General features: G+C 47.8%; 16 protein-coding genes. 2 read left to right on the top strand and 14 right to left on the bottom strand.

The window, feature by feature from the left end; all coding sequences use genetic code 11:
- From KQI17_RS02745 to KQI17_RS02725, 5 genes are all read right to left on the bottom strand, one after another.
- A complete protein-coding gene (locus KQI17_RS02745) occupies positions 1–1,806 on the bottom strand; it encodes a class I SAM-dependent DNA methyltransferase (RefSeq protein ID WP_216494702.1) in 1,806 nt (601 codons plus the stop codon).
- Between the two features lie 404 nt (positions 1,807–2,210).
- Complete coding sequence (locus tag KQI17_RS02740) at positions 2,211–3,410, bottom strand: hypothetical protein (RefSeq protein WP_216494701.1); 1,200 nt, start codon at positions 3,408–3,410, stop codon at positions 2,211–2,213.
- Positions 3,411–3,498: 88 nt separating this feature from the next.
- Positions 3,499–4,305: an ADP-ribosylglycohydrolase family protein gene (locus KQI17_RS02735; protein WP_216494700.1), complete on the bottom strand. Its 807-nt coding sequence runs from the start codon at positions 4,303–4,305 to the stop codon at positions 3,499–3,501.
- A gap of 29 nt (positions 4,306–4,334) precedes the next feature.
- The gene (locus tag KQI17_RS02730) at positions 4,335–5,348 is read right to left on the bottom strand and encodes a hypothetical protein (RefSeq protein WP_216494699.1); all 1,014 of its coding nucleotides are present in this window, start codon (positions 5,346–5,348) and stop codon (positions 4,335–4,337) included.
- Between the two features lie 21 nt (positions 5,349–5,369).
- Entirely contained in the window at positions 5,370–6,548 is a 1,179-nt protein-coding gene (locus tag KQI17_RS02725) for a ComEC/Rec2 family competence protein (RefSeq protein ID WP_216494698.1), read from the bottom strand.
- A 220-nt stretch (positions 6,549–6,768) separates the two neighbouring features.
- Here KQI17_RS02725 and KQI17_RS02720 point away from each other — a divergent pair, with 220 nt between their 5' ends.
- Positions 6,769–7,101: a helix-turn-helix domain-containing protein gene (locus tag KQI17_RS02720; RefSeq protein WP_216494697.1), complete on the top strand. Its 333-nt coding sequence runs from the start codon at positions 6,769–6,771 to the stop codon at positions 7,099–7,101.
- Between the two features lie 141 nt (positions 7,102–7,242).
- Positions 7,243–7,905, top strand: a complete 663-nt coding sequence (locus KQI17_RS02715; RefSeq protein WP_216494696.1) for a hypothetical protein — start codon at positions 7,243–7,245, stop codon at positions 7,903–7,905.
- A gap of 64 nt (positions 7,906–7,969) precedes the next feature.
- Here the strand turns inward: KQI17_RS02715 and KQI17_RS02710 are convergent, their stop codons facing one another.
- The 9 genes from KQI17_RS02710 to KQI17_RS02670 all read right to left on the bottom strand — a co-directional run bounded on the left by KQI17_RS02710 (position 7,970) and on the right by KQI17_RS02670 (position 14,413).
- On the bottom strand, positions 7,970–8,425 hold the full coding sequence (locus KQI17_RS02710) for a type II toxin-antitoxin system PemK/MazF family toxin (RefSeq protein ID WP_216494695.1): 456 nt from the start codon (positions 8,423–8,425) through the stop codon (positions 7,970–7,972).
- Between the two features lie 69 nt (positions 8,426–8,494).
- Positions 8,495–9,502 carry a hypothetical protein gene (locus KQI17_RS02705; RefSeq protein WP_216494694.1) on the bottom strand — a complete coding sequence of 336 codons (1,008 nt, stop codon included), beginning with the start codon at positions 9,500–9,502 and terminating at the stop codon, positions 8,495–8,497.
- A gap of 2 nt (positions 9,503–9,504) precedes the next feature.
- Positions 9,505–9,987 carry an RNA polymerase sigma factor gene (locus KQI17_RS02700; protein WP_216494693.1) on the bottom strand — a complete coding sequence of 161 codons (483 nt, stop codon included), beginning with the start codon at positions 9,985–9,987 and terminating at the stop codon, positions 9,505–9,507.
- 12 nt (positions 9,988–9,999) lie between these two features.
- Entirely contained in the window at positions 10,000–10,533 is a 534-nt protein-coding gene (locus KQI17_RS02695) for a hypothetical protein (RefSeq protein WP_216494692.1), read from the bottom strand.
- A 62-nt stretch (positions 10,534–10,595) separates the two neighbouring features.
- The gene (locus KQI17_RS02690) at positions 10,596–11,231 is read right to left on the bottom strand and encodes a hypothetical protein (protein ID WP_216494691.1); all 636 of its coding nucleotides are present in this window, start codon (positions 11,229–11,231) and stop codon (positions 10,596–10,598) included.
- Positions 11,232–11,250: 19 nt separating this feature from the next.
- A complete protein-coding gene (locus tag KQI17_RS02685) occupies positions 11,251–11,736 on the bottom strand; it encodes a hypothetical protein (protein WP_216494690.1) in 486 nt (161 codons plus the stop codon).
- 15 nt (positions 11,737–11,751) lie between these two features.
- Positions 11,752–11,919 (bottom strand): hypothetical protein, encoded by a 168-nt coding sequence (locus KQI17_RS02680; protein ID WP_216494689.1) that lies wholly within the window; start codon positions 11,917–11,919, stop codon positions 11,752–11,754.
- The gene (locus KQI17_RS02675) at positions 11,916–12,254 is read right to left on the bottom strand and encodes a hypothetical protein (protein WP_216494688.1); all 339 of its coding nucleotides are present in this window, start codon (positions 12,252–12,254) and stop codon (positions 11,916–11,918) included. Before KQI17_RS02675 ends, KQI17_RS02680 begins: the two co-directional genes overlap by 4 nt.
- A gap of 11 nt (positions 12,255–12,265) precedes the next feature.
- On the bottom strand, positions 12,266–14,413 hold the full coding sequence (locus tag KQI17_RS02670) for a nitric oxide reductase activation protein NorD (RefSeq protein ID WP_216494687.1): 2,148 nt from the start codon (positions 14,411–14,413) through the stop codon (positions 12,266–12,268).
- Positions 14,414–14,421 lie beyond the last annotated feature (8 nt).

Here is a 14,421-nt window from a genome sequence, read left to right as displayed (position 1 = left end):
TTACTCCTTATGGAACAATTCATTCATGAGTACCGTTTCTTCGGCCTCAAACTCAATGATTTCTGCGAAAATCTCGTCAGATGGTGTGGGTGGAACGAATTTATAGAACAATCGGGTAAAGGGCACCTCATAGCCGATCTTGTCCTTGGTGTGGTCAATGTAAGCTAAAGGATTATAGGGCAGCACATTTTTCTCCATATAGGCATCAATGTCCTCTGAAAGCGGGATGATCTCCGTGTCGGATGCGCCCCTGACCGGCTGCTTCTTGCCCTTTTTCAGGACAGGCTTGCCGCTGCCATCCGTCAGAGTAGTCTCTACCGTCACCTTGGTGAAGCCAAAGAAACGGTTGTTAAACACCTTGGATTCCACCACAAGGTCATTCTCCTGATAGGTTTCGTCCGTAAAGCCCTCGTATGCACGGAGAATGAGGTCGATGCAGGCATCGTCCAGGTCAACACGCTTGGAGCCGATGTTTTTACGGCGCTTCACAAAGCACTTGGAAGCGTCGATGAGCTGCACCTTTCCGCAGCGATTCATGGGTTTGCCCTTGGCCAGCACCCAGATGTATGTCGAAATACCAGTGTTATAAAAAAGATCAGTGGGGAGTTGGATGATTGCTTCTACAAGGTCACCTTCAATAACATATCTGCGAATCTCAGATGCACCGGAGCCGGCATCACCGGTAAATAGGGAGGAACCATTCTGGATGATTGCCATTCTGCCGGATCTTTCTTTCAGCTTCTTCACACCGTTGAGCATGAAAAGCATCTGGCCGTCGGAAATAGCCGGCAGACCGGGACCGAAGCGTCCGTCAAAACCGCGCTTCGCTTCACTCTCAACAGAGAGTTTTTCACGTTTCCAATCGATACCAAAAGGTGGATTGGAAATAATATAGTCGAACTCATAACCCTCAAATTGATCTCCAGGGGTTTTACTGTCGAAATCTTTTTGTAAGAGAGTATCGCCGAATTTCATACCGGAAGAGTTGCCGCCCTTAATGAGCATGTCCGCCTTAGCGATAGCGTAGGTTTCTGGATTGAACTCTTGACCGAAACAAGTCAAAGCGGCATCGGGACTGATGTCCTGTAAACGTTCAGTTAGGCAGCCTAGCATCTGAGAAGTGCCCATAGCCATATCGTAAGCGGTTTTGGTGCAGCCCTCAGCCACAATCGCTGCCTTCTCGGGAGCTACTAACAACTCTGTCATCAGATAGATGATATCGCGGCTGGTAAAGTGCGCTCCTGCTTGCTCATCATAAGATTCGGAGAATTTCCGGATGAGTTCCTCGAAGATATAACCCATATCTGCAGAGGTGATCTTGTCCGGAGACATATCGCCTTTTGCCGAGTTGAACTCTTGCAGGGTCACGAACAGGACGCCACCCTTGACCATCAGTTTGACGGTATTGGTGAAATCGAAGTTGTCGATAATATCCTTAACATTAGAAGAGAAGCCCTGAAGATATGCCTCAAAGTTGATTTCAATATTGTCAGGGTCAGCAATCAGTTTTGCAAAGTCGTAGTTGCTGGTATTGTAGAAGTCGTAGTGGGAAACGCGGCACAGAATACCATCGCGAGCAACGCCTTCTACATGCTGTGAATCCAACTTCTTTGCCATCTCTACAACAGCATCTTTAGTGGGTTTTAGAGCGTCATCGAAACGCTTCAAAACCGTCATGGGGAGAATAACCTTGCCATACTCATGTGGCTTAAAAAGCCCCACCAAATGGGTGGCAATTTCCCAGATTAGATTAGCTTTCGCCTGAATATTTGCATTTGTTTGCTTTTGCAGATCGCTTATAGACATCGTGAACTCCTCCGATTGTTGTTTTCCTGCTTAGATGATTTGACTCATTCTTTGGAAGAAACATCCTTTGAACGAATGTACTTCCCACTTTTAATCCTAGCATCAGAAGGCTTCTGCGCATCAATTGGAATAGCCCAACAATATCCCAAACGCTCTACGCCGGGAATCCTCCCGGTGCTGCAGAGAGTCTGAATTCTTCTTGTGGACAGATTCCATTTTTTTGACGCTTCGGTAATGGTCATATAATTCATCGTATCACCCCGTCTAAACGCAAAGAGGTCCTGCTTGTGGCAGAACCCCTCTCTGGCTGCCATAGCTGCAGCATGAATATGATTGATGCTCCTATTTTACACCATCATGCGAATAATATCAACCAGAACTGCTTTGTTTCGACAAATGGGTGCTTACCCGAGACCTTTACGCGAGCATTCAGCGCAAATACCGCGATTGGGACCATCGCTACCGCCATAAGTTGCCATTTCTGCGTCACGCTTGATTTTGCCACAGGTTTTGCATTGGATCCAACGCCGGCCATACTTATCCATGGTCCAAGCGTCTGAAAGGAGATCAAATGAAGCGACAATATCTTGGTATGCAAGATTCAACTCTTCTTCAGTTGGTGCTGGTGGCTTCTGAGGTGCAGCGGCAATTATTGGCTTTTCGATGGGAGCAGTATTCCGCTGGGCCTTCTGAGCTTCAATCATGGCTAACCTGCGCTGCAAAGAAGCCTCATTAGCAAGGCGCATTTTTTCAATTTCAGCTTTGCGGTCTGCTTCACTACGTTTGAAATCAGCCTTGTGGCGGATACCCGATTCGGCGGTGCAGAGACAGGCCGGGGGTGTGGCAAGGTTATATCCGCAATAAGCACAGTCCTCTTGTTGGGCATAGTATTTCCCTTCGTGGAAGCTCTTTGATAAGGGACAGAAACATCCATGCCCGTGTATCTTTGGCGTTGTCGCAACGCTGCGAAAGCGCTCTTTCCACTGTTCCTCAAGCCTACTGAATATCCATCGTGCTTGAGAGCTGGATTTAATGACGTCAGCAAGTTGTTCTGGAGAGAAATTGTCATCATCAACTCTTGGCATTTGATACATCAGAGTTGAGTACCCGCCAATCTTTGCTTCTACGGACAATCCTTCTATATCAGAGTCATCGTAATAGTTGCCGAAATTCAGAATGATCCGCAGCAGATTGCCACCAGCCGCAACTCGAAGCATCGGTGGATATGCGAGTTCTTTGCACTCGTAGAAAACCTCGTCGATTGCAATAGAACGAGCTGCTTGAAGAGTTTCAGCTTCTCCCCATGTAGGGAAACGAAGAGTAATAGCAGGTAACCGGATTGATTTTAATTCTTGCAGAACACTGGAAAATCCGAGGTAAACGGCTACCTCGCCGGCGTACATGCACTCATAGTTTGACACATGAGCGAAGTGATGCCTTCGCTGCGTACCCTTACGAGCCTCAAATGATTCTCCACACAGGGCGCATTTGCAATTACACTTCGCTCCGCTTAGCACTCGGGAGATGTGCCGCAGCGCGCCGGTATCCTTGTCTACACCGAAGTAAATATGGCTGGCTGAGCGTTTCTTGATATCCTTTGCCATGCTGTCACCTCCACCATTTCATAATTACAGATAGGTGCTTCATCCAAATCTTGAAAGAACGGCCTGTCTAGTGAACAGTATATCCCTCTTACTTTTTGTTTCCTAAACAAGCTTCAAATCGGATCAAAATTTCCTTTAGATCTTCGGGCAGGCGTGTCATACATTCCTGTTTGAGGTTATCAGGAACACCATAAAAGCCTTCTGCAATACTGCCTGCAATAGCGGCAAGCGTATCACAATCGCCGCCAAGAGAGATTACTGTGCGAATGACATCCTCAAAGTCAGTTCCTTCTAGAAAAGCGGTTATTGCTTCTGGTACGGATTTCTGACAGCTCTCAACATGGTGATATGTTGGCCGGATCTCGTCACAGGTTCGGTTTAGGTCATAATCAAAGTTATCCACGATGTAGGTTTTAATTTCTTCTTTTGTGTGCCTGGTTCTTGCCAGGTAAATGGCGGAGGCGGTAGCTTCCGCCCCCTTAATTCCTTCTGGGTGATTGTGCGTCACCTCGGCGGAAAGACGGGCTGCATGACGAACTGAAGCGAGATCATCAAATAACCACGCGACAGAGGATACTCGCATAGCAGAACCGTTTCCGAAACTATTATAAGGGGCGTGGCCGTTTAAGAAGAGCCACATTCCAAAATGCGTTCCGTAGCCCGCGTCAGGATAGCGCTTGCCAATTTCGCGCATTGCCTTTTCCAAGTTCTTTCGAATCGTTTCATCATCTGCATTGATGGGGCTTTCCATGAAACCTTGGGCGACCGCTAAAGTCATAACGGTGTCGTCTGTGAATTGGGATCGGGCAGAAAAGAGGGGAAAGCTCTTACTTTTATTGCCCATATCAAACTCATAGGGGCTGCCAATGATGTCACCAAGAATTGCTCCGTACATAGTTTCCCTCCGTTCTAATTGACTGTGCGTTAATCGTCACATTTGTCCAGCCAGCTCTTAACCATTTCATCGTTTGTAAGGTCATAGGCAATGGACAAGAAATACTTGCCGGCGTGCTTGTTGCCGTTTTCTACTGCCTGCTTACCAAGCGAAAATGCGATATTGAGAACCTTTTGATTAGCTCCCATGGGAAAACCGTGCTGTTCGGCAATTGCACGAAGCTCTTCCGGCGTGGGCAGCTTCGCTTTTCCTTCTGTGATTTGGTGTATGTAGTACATTTCAGATTGGGCAATGTTGGACTCTTCAAACAACGTGCTCATTTGCAGACATCCCATTGCTTCATTATACATCTCTTTTTCTACAAAGAAAAATGCGATGTTCCTATAACAGCGAGCGACATCCTGCGGCTTAAATGCAAAACGGAATGCCTCCTTGCTGAGACGGAAAAAGGTATCCAGATCACCAAGCGATTTATAGGTTTCGATGTACTCAAAATTGATCTCGGAATCGACGGGGTTCCAATGCAGCGCTTCTTTCAGCACAGCTTGTGCTTCCTCAAGCCGGTTCAGCTCAAAGAGGGTGTTTCCGTAAAGGTAGAATGCACGAGTCCAAGTCGGATTTGCAGGTCGCAGGTCTCGCTGCGGCTCATAAAGGTACCGGTATAGGACTTCTTCGAATGTTTCATTGAAGGTGTGGTATTCAGTTACCTTGTCATCCTTCAATATGCGCAGGTCGCGGATTTTTTCAACGACGCCCTCTAAGATCTTCAATGCAACGTCGTACTTCTTCTTGTAGATGTTGAATTGCGCTTCTTCCAGTGCGGCCTCAAAACCCATGTCATTTTTCTTGAGAATATCAGTAAGAGGCTGCTTCTTGTCATCGGGTAGAACTTGAAAAATCAGACGTCCACAAGCTCTGCTGATCTCAGTACTCATCTCATGATCCTTATATCGTCTGGTTTGTTCTTGCAAATAGGGAACGTCATGCGCTGGATCTCCTGTCAGTTCGGAGGTGATCTCTCTCATAATGCTGTCAAAATCCATCAGTCAGACTCCTTTCAGTTATTACGGTTTGCAGTTGCCACATGGGCTGTAGCCTTTTTCAAGTGCTTCCTCGCGGGAATGCAGCTGCACGCGATTCTTCTCAGCTGGGAGATTCTTGCAGCTTGGCAGGTGATACTTCTTGGAGTTGGTATTGCCTATATACGCACCACTGGCGCTTACGTTGGCCGGTACCGATGTAGTTGGCGCAGTGGGATTTGTTTGGATATCCTCGTTTTTCTCAGTTGAGAAAGATACCGTTCTACCATCACTCGTGCAGACCACAGTGCCCTGAAGATCGGTGCGATAGACCTGCACATCAGCATCTCGCAGCCGACTCAGCGTAGCTTCCGTGGGGTGACCGTAGGAATTGCCTTTCCCGACCTGAATCACAGCGTATTGCGGCATGATCGCTCGGAGAAATGGATAACTGGTACTGCTTTCGCTACCATGATGTCCAACCTTCAAGACAGTGGAAGATAGGTCAAATCCGGCATTCAAAATATCAGCTTCAGCGGTGCGCTCGGCATCGCCGGTGAAGAGGAATGACGTTTGCCCGTAGGTTACCTTCAATACAATGGATGTGTCATTTGCGTTGTCATATGGTTTCTGAGGCCCAAGAATCTGGACAGAGGCACTGCCCAACATAAAGGAGTCTCCGGCAATCGGTGTTGTGATTTCGATCCCTTGGTTACCCAGATATTTCAAAAGACTCTGAAATGTCTTAGAGTCGTACTGCGTGACAGGGCAAAGTGCTTTTTCAACGGTTGCATAGTTCAAAGCACCGGACAATCCCCCGATGTGATCTGAGTGTGCGTGGGTAGCTACTAAATACTCCAGATGATCAATACCATGGGCCTTGAGGTAGACGTACACTTTGCTGGATTCAGATGCTTCGCCGCCGTCAATGATCATGGCCTTCCCGTCGCAGAGGATCAAGGAACAATCTCCTTGCCCGACGTCAATAAAGTGTACTTCAAATGTTGAACCAACCGGAATATCATGATGCTCGGTTTGCTCCTCATCGGAAGGCGGATCCTCGGAGCCGTGCGATTGATCTGGCAATGATTCTGTAGGGATGGATTCAATTGTGCTGCCAGGCACATTATTCTTAGTTGCGGAGACATTGGGATTCGCCCAATATACGCTGCATAAGAAAAGGATCAATGCCATAATCAGCGGAAGCAATGTTCTCTTTTTCAATGTAATACTCCTTTTACCGTGTGACACTATAACTATTTCAGCTTATGGCCATAGTTTATGGCATCACCTGTACGATAAACAGGACAACTCAATGTGAGGTCTATATCGTAAAGTGATTGCCCTTGTATGGCTAAATAGGTGCTATGACCATAGTAGCACATTCTGCTGAGAATGGAATCAGGTTATACTGAGTGCAGATTATAACAGGAAGGTTATCTGCATGACTATTGACAACAAGTTGTCTGGCTCACGCATCCGTGCAATACGGAAACATCGCGGCATGACGGCAAGCGAACTGGCTGAGAAAATAGGAATCAGCGAGGTTTCCTTGTTACACATTGAGTGTGGATCCAGAGGCCCCAGCTATCAGACAATTTACAATATTGCTGAAGCGCTGGATGCTTCCATTGACTTCCTTTCGGGTCGAGTAGACAAACCGATGGAGTACATTCCTACGCCGGAAATTGAGGAACATGGAATGACTGAGAAGCAGGCAGGCCTGATGAAAGAGATAGCAAAAGCAGTAGCGCCTATCATTAAGAAGAATACCTAAATGCATCAAGCAGGATTTTGATAACTCAAAATCCTGCTTTTTCTTTTTGCATCCCCTGATTTCGACAGAATTCTCGTGTCGGATTAAGTACAATGTACCTGAAAGGGCAAAGCACAAAACCACGTAATAAGGAGGATGGCTATGAATACGAAAATGATTTTGGAAGAACTTCAAAGGAATGTTTTTGCACCGTACTTTGAAGCAGCACTTGAAAAGGCCTATGAGGAGGATGTCGCAAGCGGGTTACTCAAAGCTGTGGAGGATGCCTATTCGGATGCGGATGCGTATTGTGTACATCACCTGACCGATGAGCAAAGAACATTGCTGACTGAGGTGGAGAATCTCTATCGGGAGAATCGCGCCTATGCAGACCGCTATAGCTTTATCTGCGGCATTATGTGTGCCTTCGAGCAGTTATTTGTTCACGGTGATCGGCAGCAGTATGACTTCGATTCCAGCGTACAGAAAGGAATTTGTACGATGCCCGGAATGGAGCGGCATTGCGAGTTTTATAAGCGTAATTCCAGCATTCTGGAAAAGAGCGATGCCCTCATGGAAACGTTGGAACCTGAAGCTTGTGAACATATCGTGTCTGTACTATGCGCGTGGGATCAACGAATTCACAGCAATATACTTCATTCCTTTTATCTCGGCTATCGCGCCGGATTAGCAATGATGGATGAAGTTCGCCCCATGCTTTCTCATCAGTTGACTGCAAAGAAGCTGCTTCTCGAATATGATTTGGGTTTGACTTTGCCATATGAGTTCCGCGAGCAGAATCGATCAGAGGCTGCTGCGAGCTAACTTGGGATTTGAGGCATAAAAAAAGAGCGTGGCACACTCTCAGTTGAGTGTGCCACGCTTGTGCTTATTGATCCAAGGTGAGGTTACATTTCTTTTGAAGGAAGCTTTCCAGAAACCGCATTGCAATTATAGCGAGCGCGGCTTCGTCTGCTTGCGTAAATGTATTTCTCATAGCTGCCTGTTGTGTAAAAGGGTGGAGATCGAGCGAGCACATCAGTGCTGCATCGATCTGCGCCAGCTCTTCATCGGTCAGATGGCCTTTGAAGTCACCCAAGCGACTCACATCGACTGAGGAGATCTGCTCGCACAGCGCAATTGAGCGTCGGCCGGCACTCTCAATTCGCACATGTGTCGGCATGGGTTTCTTATGCTGACAGGTCAAATACACAACTTCGACCACAGGACTGTGTTCATTACACAGGGAATTGGAAACAATGATAGCCGGACGACCGGATCGCTGCTCGGAGCCGACGGTCTCGCTCTGGTTAACATAGAAAATATCCCCACGATTGATACTCATATATTCGCATCCTCTCATATAGATGCCCGGAGTCAGTGAATTTCAATGACTCCGGGCTTTGAAATAGAATTAGATATGACAGTCAACTGCGACGATGAAATCGTCGTCCTGTACCTCATTCATCAGCGTCTGCAACTCATCATTCCAGGCGCGCTCGGGCTTATCATTGCAGGAGATTCCGAACCAGCCCATATCTCCGGAGGCATTCCAGTCGCCGTTACGATCAATGAAGGCATAGGCATGGACTTGATATTGATCAGTGTCCGAGGTGCCCTTACGAGCCTTATACTCATCCAGGGTTTCACCCTTGATATAGATCATATTGCACCATCCTGAAATACCGTCTTCCGTGACTCTTGCAAAGAAGTCGATGTCTTTAGCGTCCTTTGCTTCAAATGCCTTGATATAGCGCTGGTAATTCTGCTCCGCGATCTCCATTGCGATCTTCTTCATGAGCTCCCAACAGATATCTTTCTTCCGCGCAGCATCTGCATACTTGTATCCGGCGGGCGCATCAGCCTGATTTTCTTTACAGGATAAGATGCAATCCTTGAGGTCATTCTTGACCAGCAGACCGCCGGGAAAGCGGCCACCAATCTGCCACCAATCCCACTTTGCGTTGGGGTTACAAGTGTAGCCCCAACGACCGTCTGCACTCTTTACATATCCACAGTAGTCCTCGCAATATGCATCAAAGTCAGGATACATCAGCTTAGCGGGATACTCGGGGATCAGCTCAAGTGCCTTGGAATCGTCCGTTACCAGTTTCTCCTTGAAACTGTGATTTGGACCGTATTCATAGAAAGTATCTTCGACAAGGATAAAGCGATCCCGAATGACCTGATCATCGAGAGAGTGAATGCTGCCATCAGGGAAGCGCACTGCTCTCATGGTGTCCGTTTCATAGCTGGAACGCGCATCTTCCGTCCGATCATTGAACTCGCAGAATTCGGCTTCTTCCGCCTGCTCATCGTAGGGGGCAAGAATGGAAGAGACATGGCCTTCGAGATTGGTGATATCGATGGGGTGGGAATGCTCTGACTGAGGAACCGTAACAAAAACAGAAAAGTGACTCATAATCAATACTCCTTCAATTTATTTATCTTTTTTCGAATTCGTGTAAAGCGCTTTTCAATCGCTTTGAGCTGTACTCCGCAAATGCTTGCAATTTCACGGTTGCTATAACCGGCATCTCGGAGTTTAATTGCTTCGCTTTGCTTGTAGGTCAGATCCTTTTCGATCTGGTCCCAGATTTCTTGATCGAGTGGTGGTTCCGCAGGTGGCGGCTTGTCCACCCAGAACTCCTGCTCGGCCATTGCCTGCCTTTCCAATGCCTTGTAATAGCTGGCGAGTTCCGAACGCAAGTGGTACCAAACTACGGTTGAAAATGCGTATCGCTGAAGGTTCTCATCCGTGGTATATCGGACAACCGCTTTGAGATACCTCAAGGCGAGTAAATCATAGAAGTTGCTGTCAAGAGAGTACCTACGCATGAAGGCGATAATCAAGCCGTGATGCTTAGAGGCAAAGTCCTGCTGCTCCGGAGTAAGCGGGGGTGACATTCAGATCACCTCCTATGCCGGTGCAGGTAAGACCGCCTTGATTCCGACTAAGTCGGCAAAACTCTCGCGGTCAATTGGCTTAAACTGCCTTTCGCGAATGAAAAAGTACATACGCACTGCCAGCACAAGGCATTCAACAAGATCAATATAGAAGGTGGCCAGCTGCTTGAAGTCATAGCTCGCCTGGAACCGATCAAGTGACGCCTGATAGTCTGCATAGTATGGATTGCGATTGTCGAAATACGGAGAAGATCCGTCTTCATCATGTGGGAGCTTTCCAAGCGTATCTTCAGAAAACCATGGTGTTGTATAGCCAATGACGATTGCGAAAATCTGCTCCTCACTCTGATGACACATGAAATCGGGAAGCGCATCCAGCAATGCCAGTGTGCGACGGAGAATACTCACTCGGTACTGGAGCTCTATAAATAGCCAGTGATACCGATCGTACTGACGATCGAACCCTTTTGCTATTGCGAGAGATAAGCGGGACTCATAGTGCTTTTTCAGACGCAACAACAGATCTACCCCAAAGTAAAAATCCATTATTTCACCCCCTAGTAAGGGAATGAGGGAGTACCGAAGTACTCCCTCATTGATATGATGATTCAGTTCTGCTGCGGCTCCATCAGTTTCATCGCATCGCGAATGCGTTTGGGAGCCATAGTGAGTTCCCAAGCATTGATGTACCGAACAGTCTGCTGCATAAGGCGGAAGAAGTCATAGTCATTGATATTGACAAAGACGCTCCGCTCCATCTGATAGCTGCCTTTCTTCATGTGGATGCCGCCGGTCTGTGTGCTTTCCTTTATTGCACGCCCGTTTTCCACCAAGACACACCAAGGATAATTCCTGGGTTTGCCATCTTTACCAACGGACGCACGCTTAATGGAAACCTTTGTGACCATGCTTTTACCCTGCTGATCCGGATTCCCGAAGATCTTTTCCTCGTAGAAGTCAAATAACTCAACGCCCAAAGACACGCGACTCAATGCATAGACGAAGAAATCGGGAGACAGGTTTGCAGTTACGCGAACCGTACTAGCTCCGGTGCCTTTGGAGTAGTCCTGCAGCACCACGCCAATGCAGGAGCGCTGCCTGCTGTTGTCTCCGACTTTCTCACCCTGAGCATGAATATGGGCATAGAACTCAACAGGTGCGGGCTTGAGCTTGTCATTGAATTCGCAGAGCTTTTTATTGGTCATATACAACGCAATTTGCGTTTGAACGCGGTTATCTTCCATTTTTGATTCTCCTTCCTCATTACCAGTGATAGTCAATAATACCGCCGATATAGTACTCTTGAGAGAGATCGGCTGAGCGAAGCCACTGATCCATGGTGCACAGTCCGTCACCTTCCCAGTCATAGACGTAGAAGCCGAACTTGTCATTGTAGGCGGACGTCAACGCATAGACCTTACCATTGAGATCAGTGTTAGAAGTCAATCCGGCAAAGTCATCAAGCGAACAGTTCATTAGAGCAGCGACTGCATTTAGAAACTTCTCATGCTTTGCCTTGAAGTAATCTTCTTTCGTCTGCTGCTTGAAGGTGATCTTTTCACCGTCGCGATGGCAGTTCCCATCAAATCGGCCAATGAACCAATCAAGCTCGCCTTCGCGCTGAGCATCAGGAATATCGACACCATAATCTGCGATGACTTCGAAAAACCAGTCCGGCAGATCAGATAATGAAGCACGCTCCTCAAGGGGAATAAGGGCGGAACCGATTTCAAAAACTCGACTGTGCATAGCTTTCATCCTCCATTATTCGTCAATGAGATCATAACCCTTATGGCAGAAACCGGTCACATCGGAAAGGTAATCTGTGATTTCGTCCTCATCGTCCATGCCGGCGGGAATCTCAATCTCGGTAGGTAAGAGTTCTCCGTCTGCGTCGTGGTCTACATCCCATTTGATATTGATTGCTCTCATTCGTTATTTGCCTCCATTTTGTAGTACGCACCATAGATTTCAGACTCGTTCTGTCGCATCGCGCAATGCGTATTCTGGCATTCGTCTGTCAGATAGCAAGGAATCTCATTGCAATAGAACGGATGGCAGTGATAGCCAATCTGCTCCTGAATGATTTTCTGCGCGGAATCAACAACTTTGCCAATGAGCGACATATCCCATTCGGGAACGGTAGGATCATCCTCCATCGTGCCTTCAGGGTTATTTGCCGTTAGTGCGATAATCAGTTGATATGCAGCATTATCGATTGCATCATTACGATCACAAAGATACTCTTCAAAAGCGTCAAACATCATCGAATCCCTCCTCATCGCGGCAGATTACGAGCGATCAGATTCGTCAGCATGATCGGAAGCTCGCTGAGATCTGTGATGTCTAGAAAACCAGAACCATAGATCCGCTCGATATTCTCTCGATCGTCACCAATCGCAGCAGCGAAGATCTGAACACCTTTACGGCTATACTCCAGTTTGATGCCACGGAGATCTGCTTCCGCTGCAGTTCCGGAGTATCCACTGTCGTTTGGCTGCCCGTCGCAAATGATGATGAGCATCTTTACTTCAGAGGGGTACCGGCACAACTTCTCTGCGGCAAATCGAAGCGCAGCGCCATCACGATTACAGCAACGAGCGCTGAGATCCATCAGGCGGTAACGATCATTTCGATCCACAGAGTCGAAGTCAGCATAGGAGTATAAATCAACATGGCCACAACTGGCGGTGTGCCCAGTGATCATAATGGGGATGCCTAACTTCTCGCAGAAGTCATGCACAACAATAGCTGTGGCTCTGGCGCGCGTGATGCGATCACTGCCACCCATGCTGCCGGACTCATCAATAAGGAGCCCTACTGCAAGGTTGATTGGTTCAGTCGGGAGGCGGGTGTTACAGAAGATCCTTCCATCATTGCGATGGAAGGCGTGCTGATTTAGACGCTTGCCGACCAGCAACCCGGTTTGCTTACCGCCTTGCCGCTTATCCCGCAATACTGCACCGACACTTCGCTGAAGACGCTTTGAAAGCAATAGAAGATCGGGAGCAACGCTGTTGTAGCCGTCGATCATCTCCTGATCGACTTGAGACATACGATTCACCGTCACGTGGATGTTGCGATGTGCGTTCCCATATGAGATGGTGTCAGCTTCACGTTGCAGTTCCTCAGATAGCTCTTCTTCCATGTCCTTGTTGACTTTTGTTTCAGCCATGCTTTCTAAGACGCGTTCAATATCCGCTGCTGCATGGGCGTAACCGTTGCCTGCATATTCGGAATTGTGGTCGATACCGCCATCGCCGACACTCTCAATGCCGGAAGTTAGATGAGCGGCAATTCTTGCCGTCTCTTCCGCAAGAACACGTTCCAATTGGAGGCGCAACTCCTGCGAATGATCCTTATCCGGAGTGAACGATTGATTCGACGGAACAGCAGATACCTGCGTGGTGAAATTGGGAGGTGCTTTCGGTAGTTGGTTATCCAGCTCTTCCTGAGCAGCTTGCGGGCCGTCATTTGGAATTGCTATATTACCAGCTTGGCCGGGCGCAGAACTGGGTGAGTTACTGGCTGTCTGCTGCTGGTTCTGAGCCTCCTGTTTTTTATCGCGTAGCGCGTCAAAGCAGCGTTGCATGATAGGCCAGAGATCAATCATAATTCGATTGGAGGCCTCACAGCGTGACCGGGCATCTTCGTCCATCAGGCAATCATCCACGATGGGGATGAAGTCCATAACCAGATCGAGCAGCTCGCCTGAATATCTGGAGAGGTTATTCACCTCGCCGGAATTGACGTACTGAACGAGAAGGTTCAGTACGATCGTATGGTCATAGAACTTCTTATTGATCATCGTCTGGATGTCAGGTGCTTTTTCTGCAATACGCAGGTTATTCAGTGCGATCCCTCGGGCGGGGCTGCCTGGGAATTCATAGGAATACCGAGCATCTACATAGCCATCTTCCAAGATGTTGCTTAGGAACTTAGCTGTGCTGGATATCACCATTTTGGGGATATCGTCGTTGGAATCCTTCATCGCATCCAGAATCTCCTGCGCATAAAGCTTTTGTTGACTATCAAGGCCTTTTGGCATATTCGGGTAGAATCGACCATGCTCCAACTTCTTGTGGAATGCCTGCCAGATCCGATTATCCGTGAATAGGTTATGACCATTTTCATGAGCATTCAGCCCTTCAATGCTGAGGGATCGAAGCCAACGAGACGGCATACTCCATGTGATCTCATTACAGGCGTTGATAAAGACGCCATTGAAATCCGTGAATGCCAGAGTATCGTCATTGTGGTCAGCCACCACGGTTACTTTCAGGGGACGCCGATAGCGTTTTGTGGCCGCTTCCGTGATGTCGGTCAAGTAGGCTTGATATGCCTTCGAGGAGAAGAACTCTTCGTCAGTAATCTTGCTTTTTACATCAAGGATCCGTTTTCGAATCTCCCTGTGAGAAGTTCGCATGCACGAAG

The organism is Oscillibacter sp. MSJ-31 (assembly GCF_018918025.1).
Taxonomy (GTDB): domain Bacteria; phylum Bacillota; class Clostridia; order Oscillospirales; family Oscillospiraceae; genus Hominicoprocola.
Note: the sequence above shows the minus strand (reverse complement) of the source record. Positions and strands in the feature narration are given on the sequence as shown.

What these genes read in the sequence shown, in the direction of transcription:
- KQI17_RS02745 (WP_216494702.1), bottom strand. Translation starts at nt 1,806, where the DNA reads ATGTCTATAAGCGATCTGCAAAAGCAAACAAATGCAAATATTCAGGCG.
- KQI17_RS02740 (WP_216494701.1), bottom strand. Translation starts at nt 3,410, where the DNA reads ATGGCAAAGGATATCAAGAAACGCTCAGCCAGCCATATTTACTTCGGT.
- KQI17_RS02735 (WP_216494700.1), bottom strand. Translation starts at nt 4,305, where the DNA reads ATGTACGGAGCAATTCTTGGTGACATCATTGGCAGCCCCTATGAGTTT.
- KQI17_RS02730 (WP_216494699.1), bottom strand. Translation starts at nt 5,348, where the DNA reads ATGGATTTTGACAGCATTATGAGAGAGATCACCTCCGAACTGACAGGA.
- KQI17_RS02720 (WP_216494697.1), top strand. Translation starts at nt 6,769, where the DNA reads ATGACTATTGACAACAAGTTGTCTGGCTCACGCATCCGTGCAATACGG.
- KQI17_RS02715 (WP_216494696.1), top strand. Translation starts at nt 7,243, where the DNA reads ATGAATACGAAAATGATTTTGGAAGAACTTCAAAGGAATGTTTTTGCA.
- KQI17_RS02710 (WP_216494695.1), bottom strand. Translation starts at nt 8,425, where the DNA reads ATGAGTATCAATCGTGGGGATATTTTCTATGTTAACCAGAGCGAGACC.
- KQI17_RS02705 (WP_216494694.1), bottom strand. Translation starts at nt 9,502, where the DNA reads ATGAGTCACTTTTCTGTTTTTGTTACGGTTCCTCAGTCAGAGCATTCC.
- KQI17_RS02700 (WP_216494693.1), bottom strand. Translation starts at nt 9,987, where the DNA reads ATGTCACCCCCGCTTACTCCGGAGCAGCAGGACTTTGCCTCTAAGCAT.
- KQI17_RS02695 (WP_216494692.1), bottom strand. Translation starts at nt 10,533, where the DNA reads ATGGATTTTTACTTTGGGGTAGATCTGTTGTTGCGTCTGAAAAAGCAC.
- KQI17_RS02690 (WP_216494691.1), bottom strand. Translation starts at nt 11,231, where the DNA reads ATGGAAGATAACCGCGTTCAAACGCAAATTGCGTTGTATATGACCAAT.
- KQI17_RS02685 (WP_216494690.1), bottom strand. Translation starts at nt 11,736, where the DNA reads ATGCACAGTCGAGTTTTTGAAATCGGTTCCGCCCTTATTCCCCTTGAG.
- KQI17_RS02680 (WP_216494689.1), bottom strand. Translation starts at nt 11,919, where the DNA reads ATGAGAGCAATCAATATCAAATGGGATGTAGACCACGACGCAGACGGA.
- KQI17_RS02675 (WP_216494688.1), bottom strand. Translation starts at nt 12,254, where the DNA reads ATGATGTTTGACGCTTTTGAAGAGTATCTTTGTGATCGTAATGATGCA.
- KQI17_RS02670 (WP_216494687.1), bottom strand. Translation starts at nt 14,413, where the DNA reads ATGCGAACTTCTCACAGGGAGATTCGAAAACGGATCCTTGATGTAAAA.